The following is a 23,834-nucleotide window of genomic DNA, read 5'->3' as shown; positions in this document are numbered from 1 at the left end:
GCCCCTTGGCCCGGCAACGCGATCCCCGGAAATAGTGCGAACAGGCCCTAACGGTACAACAAGACGACGGCACGCGCTTCCATCGCCTTGCCCTCGCCCACCGGGCCCAGCTTCTCGGCGGTCTTGGCCTTGACGTTGACCTGCTCGACCGCGACGGCCAGCGCCGCGGCGACGCCCCGGCACATCGCCGGGATGTGCGGCGCGAGCTTCGGCGCCTGCGCGATCACGGTGCTGTCGACATTGCCGATCTGCCAGCCCGCAGCCCGCACGCGGCGCGCCGCCTCGGCCAGCAGCACCGACGAGTCGGCGCCGCGGAACTGCGGATCGGTGTCGGGGAAATGACGGCCGATGTCGCCCAGGGCGGCGGCGCCCAGCAAGGCATCGGTGATGGCGTGCAGCAGCACGTCGGCGTCCGAGTGGCCCAGCAGGCCGGTGCTGTGCGGGATCTCGACGCCGCCGAGGATCAGCTTGCGGCCGGCGACCAGCTGATGGACGTCCCAGCCCTCGCCGATGCGGAAGGAGCAGCCGCTCATGGCGCGCTCCTGCGGCTGCGAAGCACCGCCTCGGCCAGCGCGAAATCCTCGGCATAGGTGAGCTTGAAATTCTGCGCGCTGCCCGGCACCAGCAGCGGCGCCAGGCCGATCGCCTCGATCGCGCTGGCCTCGTCGGTCACGGCGTCGCCGCTGCGCTCCAGCGCATCGAGCAGCATGCCGATGCGGAACATCTGGGGCGTCTGCGCCAGCCACTTGTCGGCGCGGGTCGGGCTGCTCGCGACCCGGCCCTCGGGCGTGGCGACCTTCAGCGTGTCCGCCAGCCGGTGCGCCAGCAGGCCGCCGACGGCGTCGTGCTCGCAGGCCGCGATCAGCGCCTCGATCTGGCTTGGCGTGACCAGGCAGCGTGCGGCGTCGTGCACCAGCACCCAGTCGTGCGGGCCGGCGCCCAACTGCCGCAAGGCGCGCAGGCCATTGCGCACGGTCGCGGCGCGGCTGGCGCCGCCGACCCGCAGCAGGTGTTCGCCCTTGGCCGGGAAGCGCGGCAGCACGATGCCGACATCGGCATCGTCGGGCGCCACCGCGAGCGCCAGGCCGGCGAAGGTTCCGGTCAGCGCGCGAAAGGCCTCCAGCGTGTGCTCGACCATCGGCCGGCCGGCGATGCGCCGGTATTGCTTGGGGCCGGCGCTGCCGGCACGGCTGCCGGACCCCGCACAAGGGATCAGGACGTAAAGACGGGAAACGGGCATGGAGGAGCGACGAAGGCCAGCGGCAAAAGGTGAGCCATTCTAGAATCGGCCTATCGCACACCCCTCGCCAACCGGCGCGGGGTGTTCTGCATTTCCCGGGCACCTCATGGACCTCCCCCAACTCACGGCGGGCAAGCGCTTCACGCTGCCGCGCCCCCCGCTGTCGGCCGACGCGCTGATGCTGGCGCAACTGGCCGAGCGCGAGAAGGCGGCCGGCCGCGCGACCGCGATCTTCACGGCCGATGCCAACGACGCCCAGCGGCTGATCGATGAAATCGCGTTCTTCGCGCCGGAACTGCGCTGCGCGCTGTTTCCCGATTGGGAAACGCTGCCCTACGACAGTTTCTCGCCACACCAGGACTTGATCAGCGAACGGCTCGCGACGCTCTGGCGCATCAGCCAGAAGGAAGCCGACGTGGTGCTGGTCCCCGCCACCACCGCCCTCTACCGGCTGGCGCCGCCGGCCTTCCTGGCCGGCTACACCTTCCAGTTCAAGAGCGGCCAGAAGCTGCAGGATTCGAAGCTCAAGGCCCAGCTCACGCTGGCCGGCTACACCCACGTGACGCAGGTCGTGAGCCCGGGCGAGTACGCGGTGCGCGGCGGCCTGATCGACCTGTTCCCGATGGGCTCGCCGGTGCCTTTCCGCGTCGACCTGTTCGACGACGAGATCGACTCGATCCGCACCTTCGACCCCGACACCCAGCGCAGCCTGTACCCGGTGCCCGAAGTGCGCCTGCTGCCGGGCCGCGAGTTCCCGATGGACGACGATGCGCGGGCGCGCTTTCGCAGCCGCTGGCGCGAGCTGCTGGAAGGCGACCCGACGCGCAGCCGGATCTACAAGGACATGGGGCAGGCGGTCGCCACCGCCGGCATCGAGTACTACCTGCCGCTGTTCTTCGAAGAGACCGCGACCGTCTTCGACTACCTCGGGTCCGATGCCACGGTGGTGCTGCACGGTGACCTGGAGCCGGCCTTCCAGCATTTCTGGCAGGACACCGGCGAGCGCTTCCGGCTGGTGCAGGGCGACCCCGAGCGGCCGGCGCTGCCGCCCGAGGCGCTGTTCCTGAATGCCGAGCAGTTCTACCAGCGGGCCAAGCCGCACGCGCAGCTGGCGATCCGCGGCGAGGCCGCCGCCGATGCGCCGCCCTACGCCGAGTTCGACACCTTGCCGCCCTTCGCGGTGGTGCGCGGCGCCGACGACCCGCTGGTCAAGCTCAAGGAGCATATCCGCAGCACGCCGCATCGGGTGCTCGTGATCGCCGAGAGCAACGGCCGGCGCGAGAGCCTGCTCGACTTCCTGCGCGCCAGCGGCGTCGGTCCGCCCGCCTTCGACTCACTGGCCGAATTCGAGGCGCAGCCCGGCGAGAAGATCGGCATCGCCACCGCGGCGCTGGTGGCCGGCTTCGCCTGGCGCGAACAAGGCATCGACTTCGTCACCGAGACCGAGCTCTTCGCGACCGCGCCGGCCACGCGCCGGCGCAACAGGAAGCAGGAGCAGGTCAGCGACGTCGAGGCCCTGATCAAGGACCTGAGCGAACTGGCGATCGGCGATCCGGTGGTGCATTCGGCGCACGGCATCGGCCGCTATCGCGGGCTGGTCAACATGGACCTGGGCCAGGGCAAGGACGCCGAGGGCAAGCCCCTGCTGCAGGAGATGCTGCACCTGGAATACGCCGACAAGGCGACGCTCTACGTGCCGGTGTCGCAACTGCACCTGGTGAGCCGCTACACCGGCGTCAGCGCCGACGAGGCGCCGCTGCACAAGCTCGGTTCGGGCCAGTGGGAGAAGGCCAAGCGGCGTGCCGCCGAGCAGGTGCGCGACTCGGCCGCCGAACTGCTCAACATCTATGCCCGCCGCGCGGCGCGCGAAGGCCATGCCTTCCGCTTCTCGGCCGCCGACTACGAGGTCTTCGCCAACGACTTCGGCTTCGACGAGACCGCCGACCAGAAAGGCGCGATCCACGCGGTGATCCAGGACATGATCTCGCCGCAGCCGATGGACCGGCTGGTCTGCGGCGACGTCGGCTTCGGCAAGACCGAGGTCGCGCTGCGCGCCGCCTTCGTGGCGGTCACCGGCGGCAAGCAGGTCGCCTTCCTGGCGCCGACCACGCTGCTGGCCGAGCAGCACTACCAGACGCTGGTCGACCGCTTCGCCAAGTGGCCGGTGAAGGTCGCCGAGATGAGCCGCTTCCGCTCCGCCAAGGAGATCACCGCCGCCGCCAAGGGGCTGGCCGACGGCGGCGTGGACATCGTGGTGGGCACGCACAAGCTGCTTTCGCAGTCGGTCAAGTTCAAGAACCTGGGCCTCTTGATCATCGACGAGGAGCATCGCTTCGGCGTCCGCCACAAGGAGGCGATGAAGGCGATGCGCGCCGAGGTCGACGTGCTGACGCTGACGGCCACGCCGATCCCGCGCACGCTGGGCATGGCGCTCGAGGGCCTGCGCGACCTCAGCGTGATCGCCACCGCGCCGCAGCGGCGGCTGGCGATCAAGACCTTCGTGCGCAACGAGGGCACCGGCGTGATCCGCGAGGCGGTGCTGCGCGAACTCAAGCGCGGCGGCCAGGTCTACTTCCTGCACAACGAGGTCGAGACCATCGAGAACCGGCGCCAGAAGCTCGAGCAGATCCTGCCCGAGGCCCACATCGCGGTGGCGCACGGCCAAATGCCCGAGCGCGAACTCGAGCGCGTGATGCGCGACTTCGTGGCCCAGCGCTACAACCTGCTGCTGTGCTCGACCATCATCGAGACCGGCATCGACGTGCCGACCGCCAACACCATCGTGATGAGCCGCGCCGACAAGTTCGGCCTGGCGCAGCTGCACCAGCTGCGCGGGCGGGTCGGCCGCAGCCATCACCAGGCCTATGCGTACCTGATGGTGCCGGATATCGATGGCCTGACCAAGCAGGCGGCGCAGCGGCTCGATGCCATCCAGCAGATGGAAGAACTGGGCTCCGGCTTCTACCTCGCGATGCACGACCTGGAAATCCGCGGTGCCGGCGAAGTGCTGGGCGAGAACCAGAGCGGCAACATGATGGAGATCGGCTTCCAGCTCTACAACGAGATGCTGGCCGAGGCGGTGCGTTCGCTGAAGGCCGGCCAGGAGCCGGACCTGCTGGCGCCGCTCAGCGTGACGACCGAGATCAACCTGCATGCGCCCGCACTGTTGCCCGACGACTACTGCGGCGACGTGCACCTGCGGCTGTCCTTCTACAAGAAGCTGGCGACAGCCAAGACGCCGGACCAGATCGACACGCTGCTGGAAGAGATCGTCGACCGTTTCGGCAAGCTGCCGCCGCAGGGGCAGACGCTGATCGACGTGCATCGGCTGCGCGTGCTGGCGCGGCCCTATGGCGTGATCAAGGTCGATGCCGCGCCGGGGGTGATCCACATCACTTTCAAGAAAGACCCGCCGATCGACTCGATGAACATCATCCACCTGATCCAGAAGAACAAGCACATCAAGCTGGCGGGCAACGAGAAACTGCGCATCGAGCGCGAGCTCAAGGAACCGAAGGAGCGCGCGCAGATGGTGCGCGATGTGCTGCGCGCGCTGGGACAGCCGAAGCAGCACGAGGCGGCGGCCGCATGACCACGGCGGGCGCCCGCGCATGGACAGGCTCGCGCCGCGGTGCGCGCAGCGCGAAGGCGCTCCCGTGAACGGATCGCCCTGAACGCAATCGACGAGGCCGCCGATGCAATTCCTGAAACTCGCCCTCCTCGTGCTCGCGCTGGCCGTGGCGTTGTCGCTGCGGCCCTGGCGAATGCTGGCCGCCGGACGGCTGCTGGGGCCCGCATTGGCGACGCTGGCGCTGCTGCCCTGGGTGTGGGCGCTGCCGGCACTGCTGCATCCGATGCCGCTGTCGCTGCGCTGGTCGGGCGCCTGCCTGGTGCTGCTGATGCTGGGCTGGCCGCTCGCCGTGCCGGTGCTGCTCGCGGTCGCGCTGCTCGCCGGGCTGGTCGGCGAACTCGCGCCGGCCGACATGCTCTCGCTGGCCTTCTGGCAGGGGGTGTTGCCCGCGACCTTTGCGCTGGCGGTGGGTGGGGCGGTGCGCCGCTGGCTGCCGCGCAATCCCTTCGTCTACATCCTCGTGCGGGCCTTCATCGGCACCGTGCTGTGCGCCTTCGCGACGGCCTGGCTCTCGCAGCTTGCGCCTTCGGCCCGGCCGGCGGCACAGATGATCGATACCATGGCGACCAACGTCGCGCTGTGGCTCATGGCCTGGAGCGACGGCATCGTCACCGGCATGCTGGCGGCGGTGTTCGTCGCCTACCGCCCCGAATGGCTCGCCACCTGGTCCGACCGACACTATCTCTCCCGATCATGAACCCCGCCTCCGCCCCGTCCCTGCCGCCCGGCCTCACGATCCAGCGCTTCACGCCCCCGCTGGCGCTGGCCGACTTCAAGCTGATCGCGTTCGACATGGACTCGACCCTGATCAACATCGAGTGCATCGACGAGATCGCCGACGCGGTCGGAAAGAAAGCCGAGGTCGCGGCCATCACCGAGGCCACGATGCGCGGCGAGATCAAGGACTTCAAGGAAAGCCTGCGGCGCCGCGCGGCCCTGCTCAAGGGCGTTCCGGTCGACGCGCTGCAGCAGGTCTACGACCAGCGCCTGCGACTCAATCCGGGCGCCGAACGGTTGGTGGCGGCCTGCAAGGCCGCCGGGCTCAAGGTGCTGCTGGTGTCGGGCGGCTTCACCTTCTTCGCCAATCGCGTGAAGGAGCGCTTGGGGCTGGACTTCGCGCGCTCGAACCTGCTCGACGAGGCCGATGGCAAGCTCACGGGCCGCGTCGTGCAGCAGTCCTGGGGCGACATTTGCGACGGCGCGGAAAAGCGCCGCACCCTGCTCGAGGTGGCCTCGCTGCTCGGCATCTCCGCCGCCGAGACGATCGCCGTCGGCGACGGGGCCAACGACCTGCCGATGATGGCCGAGGCCGGCCTCTCGGTGGCCTTCCACGCGAAACCGAAGGTGCGCGAGCAGGCGATGGTGGCGATCGACGAAGGCGGGCTCGACCGCCTGCTCGAAGTGCTTCGGTAGACGACATGGCCGACGACAAGTCTCCTCTCCCCATCTCCGCGGTGCTGCATGCCGATCGCCGCGGCGGCGCCGAGCATGGCGCGATCCACAAGCCGATCCATACCTCGGTGCAATACGGCTTCGACCGGGTCGAGGACCTGATCGGCGTCTTCCAGGGCACGCGCAAGAACAGCTTCAGCTATGCGCGGCAAGGCACGCCGACCACGGCTGCGCTCGAAGCCAAGATCAGCCAGCTCGAACAGGGCCTCGGCAGCATCTGCTTCGCCAGCGGCATGGCCGCCCTGAGCGCCCTCTTCCTGACGCTGCTGCGTGCCGGCGACCACCTGGTGGCCAGCCGCTTCGTCTTCGGCAACACCAACAGCCTGTTCGGCACGCTGGGCGACCTGGGCGTGGCGGTCAGCAAGGTCGATGCCGGCTCGGTGGAGAAGGTTCGCGCGGCACTGCGGCCCGAGACCCGCATGGTGTTCGTCGAGACGATCGCGAACCCCGGCACGCAGATCCCCGACCTGGAGGCCATCGGCGCACTGTGCCGCGAGTGCGGACTGCTCTATGTGGTCGACAACACGATCACCTCGCCCGCCCTGTTCCGGCCGAAGAGCGTCGGCGCCGGCCTGGTCGTGAATTCGCTGACGAAGACCATCGCGGGACACGGCGCTGCGCTGGGCGGCGCCGTGACCGATACAGGCGAATTCGATTGGCAGGGCTACCCCAACATCGCGGCCAGCTACCGCGGCCTCGACCCGCGCCAGTGGGGGCTGCAGCAGATCCGCAAGAAGGGCCTGCGCGACATGGGCGGCACGCTGGCGCCCGAGCAGGCCCACCGCATCAGCCTGGGCGCCGAGACGCTGGCATTGCGGGTCGCGCAGACCAGCGCCACGGCCTGGGCGCTGGCGCGGTTCCTCGAGGCCCATGCGGCGGTCGCCAAGGTGCACTACCCGATGCTCGAAAGCCACCCGCAGCACGCGCTGGCGATCAAGCACTTCAAGGCCGGCTCCTGGCTGCTCGCCTTCGAGCTGCGCGACAGCGCGCGCATGCCGGCGGTGCTCGACCGGCTGCAACTCGCGATCAAGGCCACCGGCCTGGGCGACAACCGCACGCTGGTGATTCCGGTGGCGCCGACGATCTACTGGGAAGCCGGCCCCGCGGTGCGCGCCGAGATGGGCATCGCCGACGGACTGGTCCGGGTCTCGGTCGGGCTCGAAGCGGCCGACGAACTGATCGCCGATTTCGACCAGGCCCTGGGCGGCGGGCGCAGCGCCTGACCAATCGCCTCAGGGGAAGGCTCAAAGCGCCAGCCCGAGGCGCGCTCCCTGTCTTGACCTTTTCTACGTTGGCGCGCGATGCGATCGAAGCGTCGCGACGCCTGGCTTCTTCCACGTCGGAACGGCGCGTCCGGCCCGAAGACCTGGAGTGGTTGCCGAAGCAGCATTTCTTCCAACGAAGGATATAGCTGGAATTCAGAGAGATCCGTCTCGAACTGGATCGCGGGTGCCAGGGAGTACGCGCTCAAGCGGTAGGGTGCGTGGCGGGCAAGTATTGCAAAGCGAGCCCACTCACACATCACCATTCAGCGGAGGACTTTCATGGCACAGGACATCTTTCTGAAGCTCACCGGCATTGCTGGTGAAGCGCAAGACGCAACTCACACAAACGAGATCGAAGTCACGAACTGGGAATGGGCGATCCATCAAAAGTCGTCAATGCATTCGGGAAGCGGCGGAGGCGCCGGGAAGGCCACCGTCAGCGACCTGACTTTCGACCACCGCATCGACCGGGCCAGCCCCAACCTTCTCAAATTCTGCCTTACCGGCAAGCACATCGACGCAGCCACGCTCGTGGTTCGAAAGGCCGGCGGCATTCCCCTCGAATATTTCAAGATCACGATGGGCGATGTCATCGTGACGCGGGTCGCGCCGGTCGTTAAGGACACCATGCCCACGGGGATGGAGGAAGTCAGCCTATCTTTTGCACGAGTCGCACAGGAATACGTCATCCAAAACCCGCAGGGCGGCTCCGGTGGCACAGTGGCCGCCAGCTTCGATATTCAACAAAATCGCGAGGCCTGAGGGGGAACAATGTCGCTTTACATCACAAAAGCCGGCCACGTCTACGCGGATCGAATCAAGGTGAAGATCTTTTCAAGCATTGAGCGCGGAGACTTGAATCAAGTCAACGGCATCGTTGTACATCAAACGAACTCGCCTACTGCTTCGGCAACGTTCAATAGCTATGCAAACACCGGCGCGAATGGAGCACATTTCCTCATCGATAAGGACGGCACGATCTATCAGACTGCGTCGGTCTACAAGCGCGCGAATCACGTCGGAAAGCTCAAATCTCGTTGTCTCGCCGAACACACATGCAGACCGGCCGATCTCCAAATTGTTAAGCGATTGAAAGACAAGCCAACCCCACTTCATCGGCACGAGCAGAAGAAACCATATGCCGAGAGATACCCAAGCAACGTGGATTCGATTGGCATTGAAATCGTGGGAATGTCGCAAGGGCAAGGGCCGGACGAGAAAAAAGTTTACGAGAGCGTGACAGACGCGCAGAACAACTCGTTGGGATGGCTAGTGAGACAACTGGCTGACACGTGGAACATTTCCCTGCAGGAAGTATTCACGCACCCAACGGTGTCGCGAAAGAACCTTACGGAAGCGAGTACCGCAAAATGGCATTGAGGTTGAACCGCTACTGTCTCCTCCTGCTCGCGGCTTCGACCTTCGTAGATGCTGCGCCCCGAAAAGTCGCAGAGCTGACGATCAGCGAGACGGGGGCAACCGTAGACCCCGAAACTGCAGAAATGTGCAAAGGCTTCAGGCCCACCGCGCCTCAGATCAAACGCTACTTTCTGCGCGCGTATCCGGTCGAAAGCTATGTCATCACGACAGAGCGCTATTCCCCCTGCTACGCAAGCGGAAAGATCAAGTTCAGCGACAACAACATGGGGGAGTGGTGGCTTTTTTCAGGAGGCACCGCGACTATCAAGTGGAACAGAGGCGGTAGCGTCGACCTCTTGTACAAGCAGAAGAACGGTTGGCGCGACCCTTTTGCGGGCGGATACGGCCTTTGCGACAAAGAAGAATGCTGACTTGCCGCCGCGCCGCCAAAAGACGCATGCGCCGCGCCTCTCCCCTTTTCGTTCATACGCTGCGCATGCCTGACCTACCTCATAGAAGGCTTCAGAGCGCCGCGCCGAGCCGCGCGATGCCTTCGCGGATCTTCTCGACGTTGGCGGTCGCGAAGCTCAGCCGCAGCGTCGCGACGTCCGGCTTCTCGGCGAAGAAGGGCGCGCCGGGCACGAAGGCCACAAGCTTCTCGATCGCGCGCTTGGCGAGCACGTTGGCATCCGCCAACTTGCCGCCGGCACCCGTCAGGCGGGCCCAGAAGAACAGGCCGCCGCCCGGTTGCGTGAAGGTGACCGCGTCGCCCAGTTCGCGCTGCAGCGCATCGCCCATGGCGCGGGCGCGCTCCGCATAGACCTCGCGCACATGGGCCAGCGTGGCCGGCATGCGGCCGCTCTTGAGGTACTGCGCGGCGGTGGCCTGCGCGAAGGTGCTCGTGTGGGCGTCGCTGAACTGCTTGCACATGGTGGCCTTGGCGAGCAGCTCGGCCGGGCCGATCATCCAGCCGATGCGCAGGCCGGGGCTCAGCACCTTGCTGAGGCTGCCGCAGTGCGCGACCAACTCGCGGCTGCCCGGGACTTCCCGGGTCAGCGCCATGATCGACGGCGGCGGCGCCTGGTCGAAATAGAGGTCGCCGTAGGGATCGTCCTCGACGATCAGCGTCTGGTGCTTCACCGCCATCTCGAGCACCTTGCGGCGACGCTCCAGGCTCAGCATCGCGCCGCTCGGATTGCCAAAGGTCGGGATCAGGTAGACGAACTTCGGCTTGTGCTCGGCGATCAGCTTCTCGAGTTCGTCGGTGCGCACGCCGTCGGCATCGATCGGCGCGCTGATCAGCTGCGCGCCATAGAGGCGGAAGCACTGGATGGTCGCGAGGAAGGTCGGGCCTTCGACGATCACCTTGTCGCCGGGCGAAATCAAGGTCTTGCCCAGCAGGTCGAGCGCCTGCTGGCTGCCGGTGGTCACGATCAGGCCGCTCGGGTCGACCTCGACGCCCTTGGTCTTCATGAAGGCGGACAGCTGCGTGCGCAGCGGGTCGTAGCCCTCGGTGGCGCCGTACTGCAGGGCGCCGCCGGGCTCTTCGGCGAGCGCCTTGGCGCTGGCTTCCTTCAGGCCCTCGACATCGAACATCGCGCTGTCGGGAAAGCCGCCCGCGAAGCTGATGATGCCGGGCGTGCCCAGCAGCTTGAAGAGTTCGCGGATGGCGGAGGTTTCGACGTTGTCCAGGCGGGAAGCGAATTGCATGAGGGCCTTCTTCGGAGGTGTTGCAGAAGGCGATTGTCGCAGCCCCGACGTGCCTCACAGCGAGCGGCCCTGCGCCGGCCCCTACACTCCCCGCCACGATGAAGAAATCAGACATAGAGCCGTTCTTCGCCACGCTGCACGCGGCCAATCCGGTGCCCGAGACCGAACTCGAATACGACACGCCCTTCGAACTGCTCGCCGCCGTGCTGCTGTCGGCGCAGGCGACCGATGTCGGCGTCAACAAGGCGACCCGCAAGCTGTTCCCGGTCGCCCACACGCCGCAGGCGATCCTGGACCTCGGCGTCGAAGGCCTGGAGAGCTACATCAAGACGATCGGTCTCTACCGCAGCAAGGCGAAGCACCTGGTCGAAGCCTGCCGCATGCTGGTCGAGTTGCACGGCGGCGAGGTGCCGCGCACACGGGCCGAACTCGAAGCCCTGCCCGGCGTCGGTCGCAAGACCGCCAACGTGGTGCTCAACGTCGCCTTCGGGGAGCCCACGATGGCCGTCGACACGCACATCTTCCGGGTCGGCAACCGCACCGGGCTGGCCCCCGGCAAGACGCCGCTCGAGGTCGAGCAGAAGCTCGAGAAGCGGGTGCCCGAGGCCTACCGCCTGCATGCCCACCACTGGCTGATCCTGCATGGCCGCTACGTCTGCGTGGCGCGCAAACCGCTGTGCTGGCAATGCGCGGTGGCGACCTGGTGCGACTACAAGCCGAAGACGCCGGCACCCTGAGGATCAGACATCGAAGCTGACGAGGGCGCCGAAGGCGATCGGCTCGGACGGCCATTGGTCGGCGCGCTCGACCACGCGCACGCCGCCATGCAGCAGCCGCACCGCACGGATCACGCCGGCGTGCGTCACCCACACGGCATCGCGCCCGCCGTCGCGCCAGGCGTCGAAGGCGCCGGCGACACGCCGCATGAACTGGCGCGTGCTCTCGCCGCTGCCGCCGGCCCGGGTGTCGGCGAAGTCGCGGCTCCAGGCGTCGAGTTCGGCGCGATCGATCGCCGCCCAGGGCCGCTCTTCCCAGGCGCCGAGGTCCATCTCGGCCAGCCGGGGATCGGGCACCGCACGGAGCTCGGGCCGCAGCGCCGAGATCGCCTCGGCCAGCTCGCTGCAGCGCAGCAGCGGGGAGCAGGCCATGGCGGCGCCGGACGGCAGTTCGAAGGCCACTTGCGCGGCTGCCGCACGCGTCAGCTCGGGGCGCACCGGCACGTCGGTGCGGCCGTAGCAGAGGCCGTCGGCCGCGGTGGTCTTCGCATGCCGGATCAACAGCAGTTTCATGGCCGCCAGGCCAATGCCAGGTAGATTGCGAGTTCGCAGATCTGCTGCGTCGCGCCCAGCGCGTCGCCGGTGAAGCCATGGAGCCGGCGCCTGAAGAGGCGCGCCATCCAGAGTGCGGCCAGGGCGCACAGGCCGATGGCCGCCAGCCCCTGCCCGATGCCATGCGCCCCCATCAGCAACACGATCGCCGGCATCGACCACGCCAGGGCGACGAGCAAGGCGCCGATGCCGATCGCATCGGCCAGCGGCTTGGCCTTGCTCGCGCCGTTCGCATCGCCGACATAGGGCAGCCGGCGGATCAGGAACAAGGGGGCCAGCCGCGACAGCACATGGGCGCTCAGCAAGGCCAGCGCGGCGACGACCGGGCCCTGCGCCGCCAGCGCCGCCAGCAGCGCCACCTTGAGCCCGAGCGCCAGCACCAGCGCAATCGCACCGAAGGCGCCGATGCGCGAATCCTTCATGATCTCGAGCGCACGCAGGCGATCGCCCGACCCGCCCAATCCATCCGCCACGTCGGCCAGTCCGTCTTCGTGGAAGGCGCCGGTCATCAGCACGGTAGCGACGGTCGACAACAGGGCCGCCACGCAGGCGCCGGCCGGTCCGGGCAAGCCCGCCCGCAGCCCCAGGAAGACACCGGCCCCGACCGCGCCGACCAGCCAGCCGACGCCGGGAAAATGGGCCGCACTGGCACGCAGCATCGCCGGACTGAACCCGACCCAGGTGGCCAGCCCGCCGGTGACCGGAACCCGCGTGAAGAACTGCAGCGCCAGCAGGAAGTGGCGCACGCCGTTCACGCAGGCTCCCGCTGCGAGACTCCCGCCGATTCGAAGCTCGCCATCTCGCGCAGGATGCGGCACGCCGACTCGAGCAGCGGCCAGGCCAGCGCAGCGCCGGAGCCTTCGCCGAGCCGCAGGTCGAGCTGCAGCAAGGGTTCGAGCCGCAGGTGATTCAACAGCAGGCGATGGCCGGGCTCGGCCGATTCGTGCGCCGCCACGCAGCGCTGGACCACCTCCGGCCGCAGCGCCGCAGCGACCAGCACCGCGGCGCTGGCGATGAAGCCGTCGAGCACGATCACGCGACGCTCGTGCGCCGCCTGCAGCACCGCGCCGACCAGCGTGGCGATCTCGAAACCGCCGAAGGCCGCCAGCGCCTCCAGCGGCGCGGTGGCCGCCTCGTGCCGTTCGAGCACGCCGCGCAACACCTGGCGCTTGCGGGCCCGCCCGCCGGCGTCGAGCCCGGTGCCGGCACCGGTGCAGGCATCGATGTCCTGGTCCGCCAGGCGCGCCAGCAGCATCGCCGCCGCCGATGAATTGCCGATGCCCATCTCGCCAAGCAGGAGCGCATTGCCCGGCAGTCCGCGCACCACCGCCATGCCGTTGGCGATGGCCTCGTCGCATTGCGCGGCAGTCATCGCCGGGCCGATCGAGGCGTCGGCGGTGCCAGGTGCGATCTTGCGGATCAGCAGGCCCTCGGTCGGCGAGAAGTCGTGGCGCACGCCGCAGTCCACCACGGTCAGCGCCATGCCATGCTGCCGCGCCAGCACGCTGACCGCGGCACCGCCGGCAAGGAAGTTCTGCACCATCTGCCAAGTCACGTCGCTGGGATAGGCCGACACGCCGCGTGCGGCCAGGCCGTGGTCGGCCGCGCAGACCAGCATCTGCGGCTGCGCCAGCGCGGGCGCCTCGGTGCCGAGGACGAGGCCCAGCCGCAGGGCCAGCGCCTCGAGCCGGCCGAGGGCGCCGACCGGCTTGGTCTTGCCGTCGATCCGCTGTTGCAGGCGGGCAGCGAGTGCCGGATCTTCGAGGTTGTCGATGAAGGGAAGTTCAAGGGTCATTCGATCAGGGAGCGCAACAGGCCCGGTTCAAAGTGGGAATCGATGTGGTCCGCCAGGCCGTCGAAGACGGCGTCGAGCGTGCGCGCCGCGACGCCGAAAAGCGCCTGCAGCGCCGCCGGATCCTCGAACAGGCCGTGCAGGTAGAGCCCGAGCACGTTGCCGCCGCGGTTCTGCCAGGCCAGCTCGTCGGGCATCACGGCGACGGCACGGTCGCCGGCCGCCGCCATCGCGGGATGCTCGGCGGTCTGGCCGTGATGGATCTCGTAGCCGCGCACCGCGACCCCCGAGAGCGCCGCCCACGGTCCCCCCAGCGGGCCGAATGCGACGTCGCGGTGGCGCACGGTCTTGTCCTGCGCGAAGGTCGTGACCACCGGCAGCAGGCCGAGGCCCGGTCCGTTGCCATCGACGCCATGCGGATCGATCAGCGCCTCGCCCAACATCTGCAGACCGCCGCAGATGCCCAGCACCGCGCCACCGCTTGCCGCGTGCGCCGCCACCGCCCGGTCGAGGCCCTGGGCGCGCAGCCAGGACAGGTCGGCGCTGGTGTTCTTCGAGCCGGGCAGGACGATCCAGTCCGCGCCCGCCACGTCGGCCGGGCTGCGCGCCCAGCGCAGGCGCACGCCGGCGATGTTCTTGAGCGGCTGGAACTCGTCGAGATTGCTGATCCGGGGATAGACGACCACGGCGACGGTCCGCGTGACCTCGCCGCTGGACACGCTGCGGTCGTCGAACACGCCGTCTTCTTCCGGCAGCCCGTGCTGCCACCACATCGGCAAGGTGGCGACCGTGGACACCCCGGTCAGCGCCTCGAGCTGCTGCGGCGCCGGCGCCAGCAGCGCGGCATCGCCGCGGAACTTGTTGAGGACGAAGCCGGCGAGCAGCGCCCGGTCTTCTTGCGGCATCAGCGCCCAGGTGCCGTAGAGGTGCGCGAAGGCGCCGCCGCGATCGATGTCGGTGACCAGCAGGCAGCGCGCGGCGGCGTGGCGCGCCACGCGCAAGTTGACGATATCGCTCGCCATCAGGTTGATCTCGGCCGGCGAACCGGCGCCCTCGATGACCACGATGTCGTTCTCGGCACGCAGGCCGTCGAGCGCCTGCGCGATCTGCGGCCAGACCCGCTCGCTGCGCCCGCGCCAGGGCAGCGCCGTGAGTTCGGGGCTCACCTGCCCCATCAGCACCACCTGGCTGTGCGTGTCGCGCTCGGGCTTGAGCAAGAGCGGATTCATGCGCACATCGGGCTCGGCGCGCGCCGCCAGGGCCTGGAAGTACTGCGCGCTGCCGATTTCCCCACCCGCCACCACGCGCGCGTTGTTGCTCATGTTCTGCGCCTTGAATGGCGCCACCTGCAGGCCCTGGCGCGCATACCAGCGGCACAGGGCAGTGGCCAGCCAGCTCTTGCCGGCGCCGCTGGTGGTGCCGAGCACCATGACGCAGCGGGCCCGGTTGCCTGGCACATTGGAAATCATGAGCGCGATTGTGCTTTACGTGATCTTCCTCACGATCCCCGCGACCGGCTTGAAATGAATCCTAAAGCATTCATACAATTCACCCTTACCTTCGACGCCATGACAAAAAAAGGGGAACCACGGCGAATGCCAGACTTACGCGACATAGCGCTCACGGTCGAGGAGCGCGACAAGAATCAGTTTTTCTGGGTGATCCTCGAAGCCCGCCAAAGCGACGCCGCTGAAGCGATCCACTACAGCGGCATCTACTGCGCCGCCAACCCGCAGGCCACCTACGCGAATGCGCTCGTCATGGGCGCGCACCAGCTGCGCAAGCTGGCCGATCCCGACGGATGGGCGCACAGCGCCTTCCAGGGCCTGCCCCTCGGGCGCTGAACGAGCCCGGCCCTGGCCGCTCAGCGCGCCGCCACCTGCGCCTGCCGGTCACCCGGCGGCGCGAGCGTCACCGCCTGCGTCTGCCAGCTTCCGCCGAGCGCCCGGATCAGGCCCACCGTCGCCTGGTACTGCGCCGACTTCACCTGCAGCGCCTGGCGCCGGTTCTGCAGTTCGCTGCGCCGCGCATCGAGCAGGTCGAGCTGGCTGATCATGCCGTTGCGGTAGCGCGAATCGGACAGCGCGGTGGCGCGCGTCGCCGAGGCGACCGCCTTGGCCTGCACCCCCGACTGCTGGTCGAGGATGCGCAGCGACGACAGCTGGTCCTCGACCTCCCTGAAGGCCACCAGCACCTGCGACCGGTAGCTCGACAACGCGCCGTCGAGCTGGGCCGACGCGCTCTGCACGCCGGCCTCGCGGCGGCCGCCGTCGAAGACCGGCAACGCCAGCAAGGCGCCGATGCCCCAGGACCGGGCCGACCACTTCAGCAGGTCGCCGACGTCGGCGGAGGCGTAGCCGGCGCCGCCGGTCAGCGCGATGTCAGGGAACCACGCCGCCTGCGCGACACCGACCCGGGCCTGCGCCGCCAGCACCGACTGCTGCGCCGCCGAGATGTCGGGCCGGCGCGTCAGCACGGTGGCGGGCACGCCGGGCGGGATCGTCGGCAAGGCGGTGGACCACTCGGCGCTGCCCACGTCGAAGTCGGAGGCAAGGTCGCCGACCAGCACCGCCAGCGCATGCTCCAGCTCGGCGCGGCGGCGGTCCAGCGTCATCGCATCGGACTCGTTAGAGGCCACCTCGGTCTCGACCCGCACGACGTCGAGTTCGGCCACGTCCCCGGCGCGCTCGCGGCTCTGCGTCAGCCGCAGCGTGTCGCGGTAGGCCTCGACCGTGTCGCGCACCAGCGCGCGCTCGGCATCGATCGCGCGCAGCGCCAGGTAGGTCTGTGCCACCTCGGCCTGCACCAGCAGGCGCGTGCTCTGCAGCAGGCCGGCGCGCGCGTCGGCGTCGAGCCGCGCCGCATCGCTGGCGCGAGAGAGCTTGCCGAACAGATCCGCCTCATAGGAGAAAGCGGCACCGGCCGTGACCAGGGTCGAGGGCCGCGGGGTCAGATTGCGGTCCAGCCCGGCGCTGCGCACGCCGCCGGCGACCAGGCCGATCTGCGGCGCCCGGTCGGCGTCGGCGCTGCGCGCCACGGCCCGCGCCTCGGCCAGCCGGGCCGCGGCGGCCTGGATGGTGTTGTTGCGGGCATCGGCGCGCTCGATCAAGCGGTCGAGCACCGGGTCGTCGAAGCTGCGCCACCATTCGCCGCGCGGCTGCGCCTCGGCGGGCTGGGTGCGGATCCAGGCGCCTTGCGGGGCGGCGGCCTGCTCCTTGAACTGCGCCGGTGGCGTGAAAGTCGGCAGCTCGGCCGGCGCGCTCGCGCAGCCGGCCAGGACCAGTGCGGCGAGCAGAGGCAGCAGCGCGGCACGCCAGGGCCGGTCTTGGTTTTCAAGTCTTGCATTCATGATGGAAATTCCTTGGGGGCGCCGTGGCGCCTCAGTCGTGGTCACGCAGCGGTGCCGCGGGCGATGGGCGCAGTCCGCCGCCCGCGCCGCCGCCGGCTGGATGGTCGGCCGACACGAAGGCGTCGAGATGCGGCACCTCGCCATGCAGCTTGAGTGGGCGGTTGCCCGTGAGGCGCCGCAGCAGCACGTAGAACACCGGCGTCAGGAACAGGCCGAAGGCGGTCACGCCGATCATTCCGGAGAACACCGCGATGCCCATCGCCTTGCGCATCTCGGCCCCGGCGCCGGTCGACAGCACCAGCGGCAGCACGCCCATCACGAAGGCCATCGAAGTCATCAGGATCGGCCGCAGGCGCAGCCGGCTGGCCTCGATCGCCGCCTGCAACGGCGTGCGCCCGGCGAACTCCAGCTCGCGCGCGAACTCGACGATCAGGATCGCGTTCTTGGCCGACAGCCCGACCAGCACCATCAGCCCGATCTGCGTGAAGACGTTGTTGTCGCCGCCCGACAGCCACACGCCCGTCATCGCGGCCAGGATCCCCATCGGCACGATCAGGATGATCGCGGCCGGCAGGGTCAGGCTCTCGTACTGCGCCGCCAGCACCAGGAACACCAGCAGGATCGCCAGCGGGAACACCCACAGCGCCGAATTGCCGGCCAGGATCTCCTGGTAGGTCAGCTCGGTCCATTCGAAGCGGATGCCCGGCGGCAGCGTCTCGGCCGCGATGCGCTCGATCGCCGCCTGCGCCTGGCCCGAGGAGAAGCCCGGCGCCGGGCCGCCGTTGATGTCGGCCGCGAGAAAGCCGTTGTAGCGCATCGCACGCTCCGGCCCGTAGCTGGGCTGGATGTTCATCAGCGCCGACAGCGGCACCATCTCGCCGCTGGCCGAGCGCACCTTGAGCAGGCCGACGTCCTCGGCCCGCGCACGGTACGGCGCATCGGCCTGGACGCGCACGCTGTAGGTGCGGCCGAAGCGGTTGAAGTCGTTCGCGTAGAGGCTGCCGAGGTAGATCTGCATGGTGTCGAACACGTCGGTCACCGCGACGCCAAGCTGGCGCGCCTTGGTGCGGTCGATGTCGGCATACAGCTGCGGCACGTTGACCTGCCAGCTGGTGAACATGCCCGCGAGCTCGGGCGTCTGGTAGGCCTTGGCCATGAAGGCCTTGACCGCGCCGTCCATCGCCGCATAGCCCAGCGAGCCGCGGTCCTCGAGCTGCAGCTTGAAGCCGCCCGTGGTGCCGAGGCCCTGCACCGGCGGCGGCGGGAAGATCGCGATGAAGGCGTCCTGGATGCCCGCGAACTGCTGGTTGAGCTGCCCCGCGATGGCGCCGGCGCTGAGGTTCGCCGCCTTGCGCTGGTCGAAGTCCTTCAGGCTCACGAAGACGATGCCGGAGTTCGAGCTGTTGGTGAAGCCGTTGATCGACAGCCCCGGGAAGGTGATCGCATGCTCGACGCCCGGCTGCTTCATGACGATGTCGTTCATGCGCCGCGTGACCTCCTCGGTACGGTCCAGCGTGGCGCCGTCGGGCAGTTGCGCGAAACCGATCAGGTACTGCTTGTCCTGCGCCGGCACGAAGCCGCCGGGCACCGCCTTGAACAGGCCGAAGGTCAGCGCCACCAGCGCCAGGTAGATCACCATCATCAGCGCCTTGCGCGAGATGGCCCCCTTGACGCCGCTGCTGTAGCCCTCCGCACCGCGATGGAACAGCCGGTTGAAGGCGCGGAAGAAGCGGCCGAAGACGCGGTCCATGCCGCGCGTCAGCGCATCCTTGGGCGCATCGTGGCCGCGCAGCAGCAAGGCCGCGAGCGCCGGCGACAGCGTCAGCGAGTTGATCGCCGAGATCACGGTCGAGATCGCGATGGTCAGCGCGAACTGCCGGTAGAACTGCCCCGTGAGCCCGCTGATGAAGGCCAGCGGCACGAACACCGCCACCAGCACCAGCGCGATCGCGATGATCGGCCCCGACACCTCGCGCATCGCGCGGTAGGTGGCGTCGCGCGGACTCAGGCCGGCCTCGATGTTGCGCTCGACGTTCTCGACCACCACGATCGCGTCGTCGACCACGATGCCGATCGCCAGCACCAGCCCGAACAGGCTCAGCGCGTTGATCGAGAAGCCGAACAGGTGCATCACCGCAAAGGTGCCGATGACCGAGATCGGCACCGCCAGCAGCGGGATGATCGAGGCGCGCCAGGTCTGCAGGAACAGGATCACGACCAGCACCACCAGCGCGATGGCCTCCAGCAGCGTGTGGATCACCGACTCGATCGAGGCGCGCACGAACTGGGTCGGGTCGTAGACGATGCTGTAGTCCACGCCGTCGGGCATGTTCTTCTTGAGCTCGGCCATGGTGGCGCGGACGTCGTTCGAGATCTGGATCGCATTCGAGCCCGGTGCCGCGAAGATCGGCACCGCCACCGCGTCCTTGTTGTCGAGCAGCGAGCGCAGCGCATAGCTCGAGGCGCCGAGTTCGAGCCGCGCGACGTCGCGCAGCCGGGTCACGGCGCCATCACTGCCGGTCTTGATGATGATGTCGCCGAACTCCTCCTCGGTCTGCAGGCGGCCCTGCGCGTTGATCGAGATCTGCATGTCGACGCCCGGCAGGCCCGGCGAGGCGCCGACCACGCCGGCCGCCGCCTGCACGTTCTGCTCGCGGATCGCGCGCACCACGTCGCTGGCCGAGAGGCCGCGCTGCGCCACCTTCTGCGGGTCGAGCCAGACGCGCATCGAATAGTCGCCCGAGCCGAACAGCTGCACGTCGCCGACGCCCTGCACGCGCGCCAGCCGGTCCTTGACGTTGAGCACGGCGTAGTTGCGCAGGTAGGTCATGTCGTAGCGGCCGTTGGGCGACAGCAGGTGGACCACCATCGTCAGGTCGGGCGAGCTCTTGATGGTCGTGATGCCGAGCCGGCGCACCTCCTCGGGCAGCCGCGGCTCGGCCTGCGAGACGCGGTTCTGCACCAGCTGCTGCGCCTTGTCCGGATCGGTGCCGAGCTTGAAGGTCACGGTCAGCGTCATCAGGCCGTCGGTGGTCGCCTGGCTGCCCATGTAGAGCATGCCCTCGACGCCGTTGATCGACTCCTCAAGCGGCGTCGCCACGGTCTCGGCGATCACCTTCGGATTGGCGCCCGGGTAGTTGGCCCGCACGACGACCGAGGGCGGCACCACCTCGGGGTACTCGGAGATCGGCAGGCCGCGCAACGCGATCAGGCCCGCGATCAGCATCAGCACCGACAGCACGCCGGCAAAGATCGGCCGGTCGATGAAGAACTTGGATAGATTCATGATGAGGATTCCCCCGAAGAAACCGGGATCAGGATTTCGCGTCCGCCACGTGCTGGGTCGCCTGCGGCACTTCGGCCTTGGCGTCCATGGTCACGGTCTGGGGCGCCACCAGGGCGCCCGGCCGGATGTGCTGCAGGCCGTTGACGACCACACGCTCACCGGCCTTGAGGCCCTTGGTCACGACGCGCAAGCCGTTGACCGGCGCGCCCAGCGCGACTTCGCGGTACTCGGCCTTGTTGTCGGCGCCGACGACCATCACGAACTTCTTGTTCTGGTCGGTGCCGACCGCGCGTTCGTTCACCAGCAAGGCGGTGTCGTTGCGCGCCTGGCCCATGCGGATGCGGGCGAACTGCCCCGGGATCAGTGCGCCGTCGGTGTTGTCGAAGGCGGCACGAACCCGCACCGTGCCGCTCTTGGCATCGACCTGGTTGTCGATCAACTGGAGCTTGCCCTGGTAGGGCGTGCCTTCGCTGCCGGCGGTACCCATCTGCACCGCGATGCCCTCGATGCGGCCGCGCGCGCTGGCGCCGCCGGGCAGGTCCTTCAGGGCCCGCACCACGATCTGCTCGTCGGCGTCGAAGCTTGCATAGATCGGGCTGACCGACACCAGGGTGGTCAGCACCGGCGCGCCGGGGCCGGCGGCCACCAGGTTGCCCACCGTCACTTCGAGCTTGCCGGTGCGCCCGGAAACCGGGGCACGCACCTGGGTGTAGCCGAGGTTCAGGCGCGCGCTCTGCAGCGAGGCCTGCGCCGCGCGCAGGTTGGCCTCGGCCTCGCGGCCGGCGTTGCTGCGCTCGTCGAGCTCGCGCTGGGCGATCGCCTTCTCGTCCCACAGGCGGCGCGCGCGCTCCTGCTCGCTGCGCGTGAACGAGACCCGGGCCTGGGCCGAGGCCACCTGGGCTTCGGCGCGTTCCACTTCGGCCGCGTAGGGCGCCGGGTCGATGGTGATCAGCAGTTCGCCCTGCTTCACGAGCGCGCCTTCGCGAAAGTGCACGGCCTGCACCGCACCGGCGACCCGCGAGCGCACGTCGACCCGCTCGACCGCTTCGAGGCGACCCGAGAACTCGTCCCAGGTGTTGACTTCGGTCGCCGCCACGGTGGCCACCGAAACCGGCGTGGCGCGCGCCGCCGCGACGGTCGTGACGTCGTTGGCCTCGGCATGGAGGCTGTGGAAGCCGAGCGCCGCCGCGGCGATCGCCACCAGCGCCGTGACGCCGGTGACTGCCGGCCAGAGGCCGCGCCGGGCCGGGGAGGAATGTTGAGGCTTCGACATGATGAATGGTCCTTTTGGTGACTCTTGGAAAACACGGCGCCCTCCCGCGCGGGTGGCGCAGGACTGCGGGAAGAAAGTGTTGCGGGGCGCACGAAGCCCCCGGCGGCGTTGGCGCCCTTCGGGTCGAGGTGCCATCACCTCGGTCTTGGGAAAAGGCTCCGTCCGGCCGGAGCCCTCGGCACACGGTTCGCCGTGCGCCGTCGCTCAGAGCGGCGGCGGCGCCGCGCTGAAGAAGTCGCGAAAGTGCTTCTGCACCACCGCCTCGCAGGCTGCACAGCCCGAGCCTTCGGGCTCGTAGAGCGCTGCGGGCCAGTTCGCGGCGCCCGGCAGCACGCTGCTGGTGACCGCGATGCCGGCATCGCCGAGCCGCCGCGCGAAGCTCAGCGCCTCGTCGCGCATCGGGTCGTCCTGGCCGACCAGCACCAGGGTCCGCGCCACCTGAGCCAGCCTCAGCGACCCCCCGGGTACCGCATAGGGATGCGTGGCATTGACCGGCCGCTTGAGGTACTCCTGCCAGCCCGACGCCCACTTGCACTGCGTGGCGTCGCCGGTCGCCTTGCGCAGCGAAGCCGTGCCCGCGCAGGGATCCAGCATCGGCGACAGCAGGATCTGGCCGGCCAGCGGCGGGTGGGCCCGGTCGCGCGCCATCAGGGCCACCGCCGCCGCCAGGTTGCCGCCGGCCTCCTCGCCGGCGAGGAACACCTGGGCGCCCTTGCCCGCCAGCTTGACGCGCTGCTTGTAGAGCCACTCGAGCGCCGCGAAGCCGACCTCGATCGGTTCCGGGAAGGGTGCCTTGGGCGCCAGCGGATAGTCGAGCGAGACCACCACGGCCCCTGCACCCGCCAGCAGCCGCGCCACGCTGCGGCCGTTGTCGAGATCGCCGCAGACGAAAGTGCCGCCGTGGAAATGCAGCACCAGCGGCACCGTGGCGCCGCGCGGGCGCTGGCCATACAGGCGCGCCAGCACCGGTTCCCGGTCCGGCAGCTCGATGCGGATGTCGGTTTCGGCGCCCTGCACCGCGGCCGTGGCGGCTTCTGCGGCAGGTTGCTGAGTGGAACGGCTGGACATGGACGGCCTCGATGGATGGACGATGAATGGAATATAAGTCGGCACCGGAGGGCTTCAACGAGGTGCCGGACCCCACTCTGTTTCCATCCGGCTAACAATCGCGTCAGGTGCCCGTGTGAGAATCCCGCTCCCCCAGGCATCCGCCACCCCCCAGGAGCAGCATAAATGGATCAGATCCAGGGCATGCGGATTTTTGTCCGCGTCGTCGAAGCCGGCACGTTCACCCGCGCCGCGGATTCGCTCGGCCTGCCCAAGGGCACGGTCACCAAGCAGATCCAGGCGCTCGAGTCGCGCCTGCACGTGAAGCTGCTGAACCGGACCACGCGGCGCGTCACGGTCACGCCCGACGGCGCGGCCTACTACGAGCGCACCGCCCGGCTGCTGAACGATTTCGATGACATCGAGGCCAGCATGACCAATGCGCAGGCCAATCCCACGGGGCGGCTGCGCATCGACGTCGGCTCGTCGATGGCGCGGCTGGTGATCCTGCCGTCGCTCGCGACCTTCTGCGACCGCTACCCGGATATCCAGGTCGACGTCGGCGTCAGCGACCGCACGGTCGACCTGATCACCGACAACGTCGACTGCGTGATCCGCGGCGGCGATCTCACCGACCAGTCGCTGGTGGCGCGGCGCATCGGCAACCTGCCCTGGATGACCGTGGCCTCGCCGGCCTACCTGAAGCGCTACGGCGCGCCGCAGCATCCGTCAGACATCGAGAAGCGGCACCTGGTGGTGGGCTTCTTCTCGGGCAGCACGCGCCGCGTCTATCCGCACGAATTCCACCGCGGCGAGGAGCAACTCGAGATCGCCGGCCCCTACCGCGTCTCGGTCAACGACAGCAATGCCCACATGACGGCGGTGCTTGGCGGCTTCGGGCTGTCGCAGGTCATCACCTACATGGCCGAGCCCTACATCGCGAGCGGCGAATTGGTGCAGATCCTGCCCGAGTGGACCCGGCCGCCGCTGCCGGTGCACGTGGTGTATCCGCCGAACCGGCACCTGAGCGCCAAGGTGCGGGCTTTCGTCGACTGGGCGGCCGAGCTGTTCGCCAAGCACCCGCAGCTGCAACGGCTTTGAT

General features: G+C 68.8%; 21 protein-coding genes. 10 read left to right on the top strand and 11 right to left on the bottom strand.

Features of this window, described 5'->3' with window-relative positions:
* Window positions 1–47: 47 nt before the first annotated feature.
* Both ispF and ispD read right to left on the bottom strand, forming a co-directional pair.
* Window positions 48–533: a 2-C-methyl-D-erythritol 2,4-cyclodiphosphate synthase gene (gene ispF, locus AC1DYD_RS32380; protein ID WP_478176839.1), complete on the bottom strand. Its 486-nt coding sequence runs from the start codon at window positions 531–533 to the stop codon at window positions 48–50.
* The gene (ispD, locus tag AC1DYD_RS32375; protein ID WP_478176838.1) at window positions 530–1,240 is read right to left on the bottom strand and encodes a 2-C-methyl-D-erythritol 4-phosphate cytidylyltransferase; all 711 of its coding nucleotides are present in this window, start codon (window positions 1,238–1,240) and stop codon (window positions 530–532) included. Before ispD ends, ispF begins: the two co-directional genes overlap by 4 nt.
* Window positions 1,241–1,346: 106 nt before the next feature.
* Between ispD and mfd the strand changes: the two genes are divergently transcribed.
* The 7 genes from mfd to AC1DYD_RS32340 all read left to right on the top strand — a co-directional run bounded on the left by mfd (window position 1,347) and on the right by AC1DYD_RS32340 (window position 9,378).
* On the top strand, window positions 1,347–4,832 hold the full coding sequence (gene mfd, locus AC1DYD_RS32370) for a transcription-repair coupling factor (RefSeq protein ID WP_478176837.1): 3,486 nt from the start codon (window positions 1,347–1,349) through the stop codon (window positions 4,830–4,832).
* A 103-nt stretch (window positions 4,833–4,935) separates the two neighbouring features.
* Window positions 4,936–5,568 (top strand): hypothetical protein, encoded by a 633-nt coding sequence (locus tag AC1DYD_RS32365; RefSeq protein ID WP_478176836.1) that lies wholly within the window; start codon window positions 4,936–4,938, stop codon window positions 5,566–5,568.
* Complete coding sequence (gene serB, locus AC1DYD_RS32360) at window positions 5,565–6,284, top strand: phosphoserine phosphatase SerB (RefSeq protein WP_478176835.1); 720 nt, start codon at window positions 5,565–5,567, stop codon at window positions 6,282–6,284. Before AC1DYD_RS32365 ends, serB begins: the two co-directional genes overlap by 4 nt.
* Window positions 6,285–6,289: 5 nt before the next feature.
* Window positions 6,290–7,546 carry a cystathionine gamma-synthase family protein gene (locus tag AC1DYD_RS32355; RefSeq protein WP_478176834.1) on the top strand — a complete coding sequence of 419 codons (1,257 nt, stop codon included), beginning with the start codon at window positions 6,290–6,292 and terminating at the stop codon, window positions 7,544–7,546.
* Window positions 7,547–7,867: 321 nt separating this feature from the next.
* Window positions 7,868–8,350, top strand: a complete 483-nt coding sequence (locus tag AC1DYD_RS32350; RefSeq protein ID WP_478176833.1) for an Hcp family type VI secretion system effector — start codon at window positions 7,868–7,870, stop codon at window positions 8,348–8,350.
* A gap of 9 nt (window positions 8,351–8,359) precedes the next feature.
* On the top strand, window positions 8,360–8,968 hold the full coding sequence (locus AC1DYD_RS32345) for a peptidoglycan recognition protein family protein (protein WP_478176832.1): 609 nt from the start codon (window positions 8,360–8,362) through the stop codon (window positions 8,966–8,968).
* Entirely contained in the window at window positions 8,959–9,378 is a 420-nt protein-coding gene (locus AC1DYD_RS32340; protein ID WP_478176831.1) for a hypothetical protein, read from the top strand. Before AC1DYD_RS32345 ends, AC1DYD_RS32340 begins: the two co-directional genes overlap by 10 nt.
* 91 nt (window positions 9,379–9,469) lie before the next feature.
* Here AC1DYD_RS32340 and AC1DYD_RS32335 read toward each other — a convergent pair whose 3' ends face one another.
* Complete coding sequence (locus tag AC1DYD_RS32335; RefSeq protein ID WP_478176830.1) at window positions 9,470–10,657, bottom strand: aminotransferase-like domain-containing protein; 1,188 nt, start codon at window positions 10,655–10,657, stop codon at window positions 9,470–9,472.
* Between the two features lie 98 nt (window positions 10,658–10,755).
* Between AC1DYD_RS32335 and nth the strand changes: the two genes are divergently transcribed.
* Window positions 10,756–11,394, top strand: a complete 639-nt coding sequence (gene nth, locus AC1DYD_RS32330; protein WP_478176829.1) for an endonuclease III — start codon at window positions 10,756–10,758, stop codon at window positions 11,392–11,394.
* 3 nt (window positions 11,395–11,397) lie between these two features.
* On the opposite strand, the gene AC1DYD_RS32325 is transcribed toward nth, so the two are convergent.
* Genes AC1DYD_RS32325 through AC1DYD_RS32310 form a run of 4 tightly spaced genes read right to left on the bottom strand, consistent with a single transcriptional unit; the run spans window position 11,398 to window position 15,246 of the window.
* A complete protein-coding gene (locus AC1DYD_RS32325) occupies window positions 11,398–11,946 on the bottom strand; it encodes a histidine phosphatase family protein (protein WP_478176828.1) in 549 nt (182 codons plus the stop codon).
* Window positions 11,943–12,740 carry an adenosylcobinamide-GDP ribazoletransferase gene (locus AC1DYD_RS32320; RefSeq protein WP_478176827.1) on the bottom strand — a complete coding sequence of 266 codons (798 nt, stop codon included), beginning with the start codon at window positions 12,738–12,740 and terminating at the stop codon, window positions 11,943–11,945. The genes AC1DYD_RS32325 and AC1DYD_RS32320 overlap by 4 nt, the downstream gene beginning before the upstream one ends.
* Window positions 12,737–13,780 (bottom strand): nicotinate-nucleotide--dimethylbenzimidazole phosphoribosyltransferase, encoded by a 1,044-nt coding sequence (gene cobT / locus AC1DYD_RS32315; protein ID WP_478176826.1) that lies wholly within the window; start codon window positions 13,778–13,780, stop codon window positions 12,737–12,739. The genes AC1DYD_RS32320 and cobT overlap by 4 nt, the downstream gene beginning before the upstream one ends.
* Window positions 13,777–15,246: a cobyric acid synthase gene (locus tag AC1DYD_RS32310; protein ID WP_478176825.1), complete on the bottom strand. Its 1,470-nt coding sequence runs from the start codon at window positions 15,244–15,246 to the stop codon at window positions 13,777–13,779. Before AC1DYD_RS32310 ends, cobT begins: the two co-directional genes overlap by 4 nt.
* Before the next feature lie 126 nt (window positions 15,247–15,372).
* Between AC1DYD_RS32310 and AC1DYD_RS32305 the strand changes: the two genes are divergently transcribed.
* A complete protein-coding gene (locus AC1DYD_RS32305) occupies window positions 15,373–15,621 on the top strand; it encodes a hypothetical protein (RefSeq protein WP_478176824.1) in 249 nt (82 codons plus the stop codon).
* A 20-nt stretch (window positions 15,622–15,641) separates the two neighbouring features.
* On the opposite strand, the gene AC1DYD_RS32300 is transcribed toward AC1DYD_RS32305, so the two are convergent.
* From AC1DYD_RS32300 to AC1DYD_RS32285, 4 genes are all read right to left on the bottom strand, one after another.
* Window positions 15,642–17,126, bottom strand: a complete 1,485-nt coding sequence (locus AC1DYD_RS32300) for an efflux transporter outer membrane subunit (RefSeq protein ID WP_478176823.1) — start codon at window positions 17,124–17,126, stop codon at window positions 15,642–15,644.
* 31 nt (window positions 17,127–17,157) lie between these two features.
* Entirely contained in the window at window positions 17,158–20,412 is a 3,255-nt protein-coding gene (locus AC1DYD_RS32295; RefSeq protein WP_478176822.1) for an efflux RND transporter permease subunit, read from the bottom strand.
* A gap of 28 nt (window positions 20,413–20,440) precedes the next feature.
* Window positions 20,441–21,685 (bottom strand): efflux RND transporter periplasmic adaptor subunit, encoded by a 1,245-nt coding sequence (locus AC1DYD_RS32290; RefSeq protein ID WP_478176821.1) that lies wholly within the window; start codon window positions 21,683–21,685, stop codon window positions 20,441–20,443.
* A 204-nt stretch (window positions 21,686–21,889) separates the two neighbouring features.
* Window positions 21,890–22,753: an alpha/beta hydrolase gene (locus tag AC1DYD_RS32285; RefSeq protein ID WP_478176820.1), complete on the bottom strand. Its 864-nt coding sequence runs from the start codon at window positions 22,751–22,753 to the stop codon at window positions 21,890–21,892.
* 165 nt (window positions 22,754–22,918) lie between these two features.
* On the opposite strand from AC1DYD_RS32285, the gene AC1DYD_RS32280 reads away from it, so the two are divergent.
* Entirely contained in the window at window positions 22,919–23,833 is a 915-nt protein-coding gene (locus AC1DYD_RS32280) for a LysR family transcriptional regulator (RefSeq protein ID WP_478176819.1), read from the top strand.
* The last annotated feature ends 1 nt before the right edge of the window (window position 23,834 follow it).

This window comes from Variovorax sp. P4_B11, assembly GCF_056402355.1.
The sequence above is the reverse complement of the archived record's forward strand: the minus strand, read 5'-3'. Positions and strand labels throughout refer to the sequence as shown.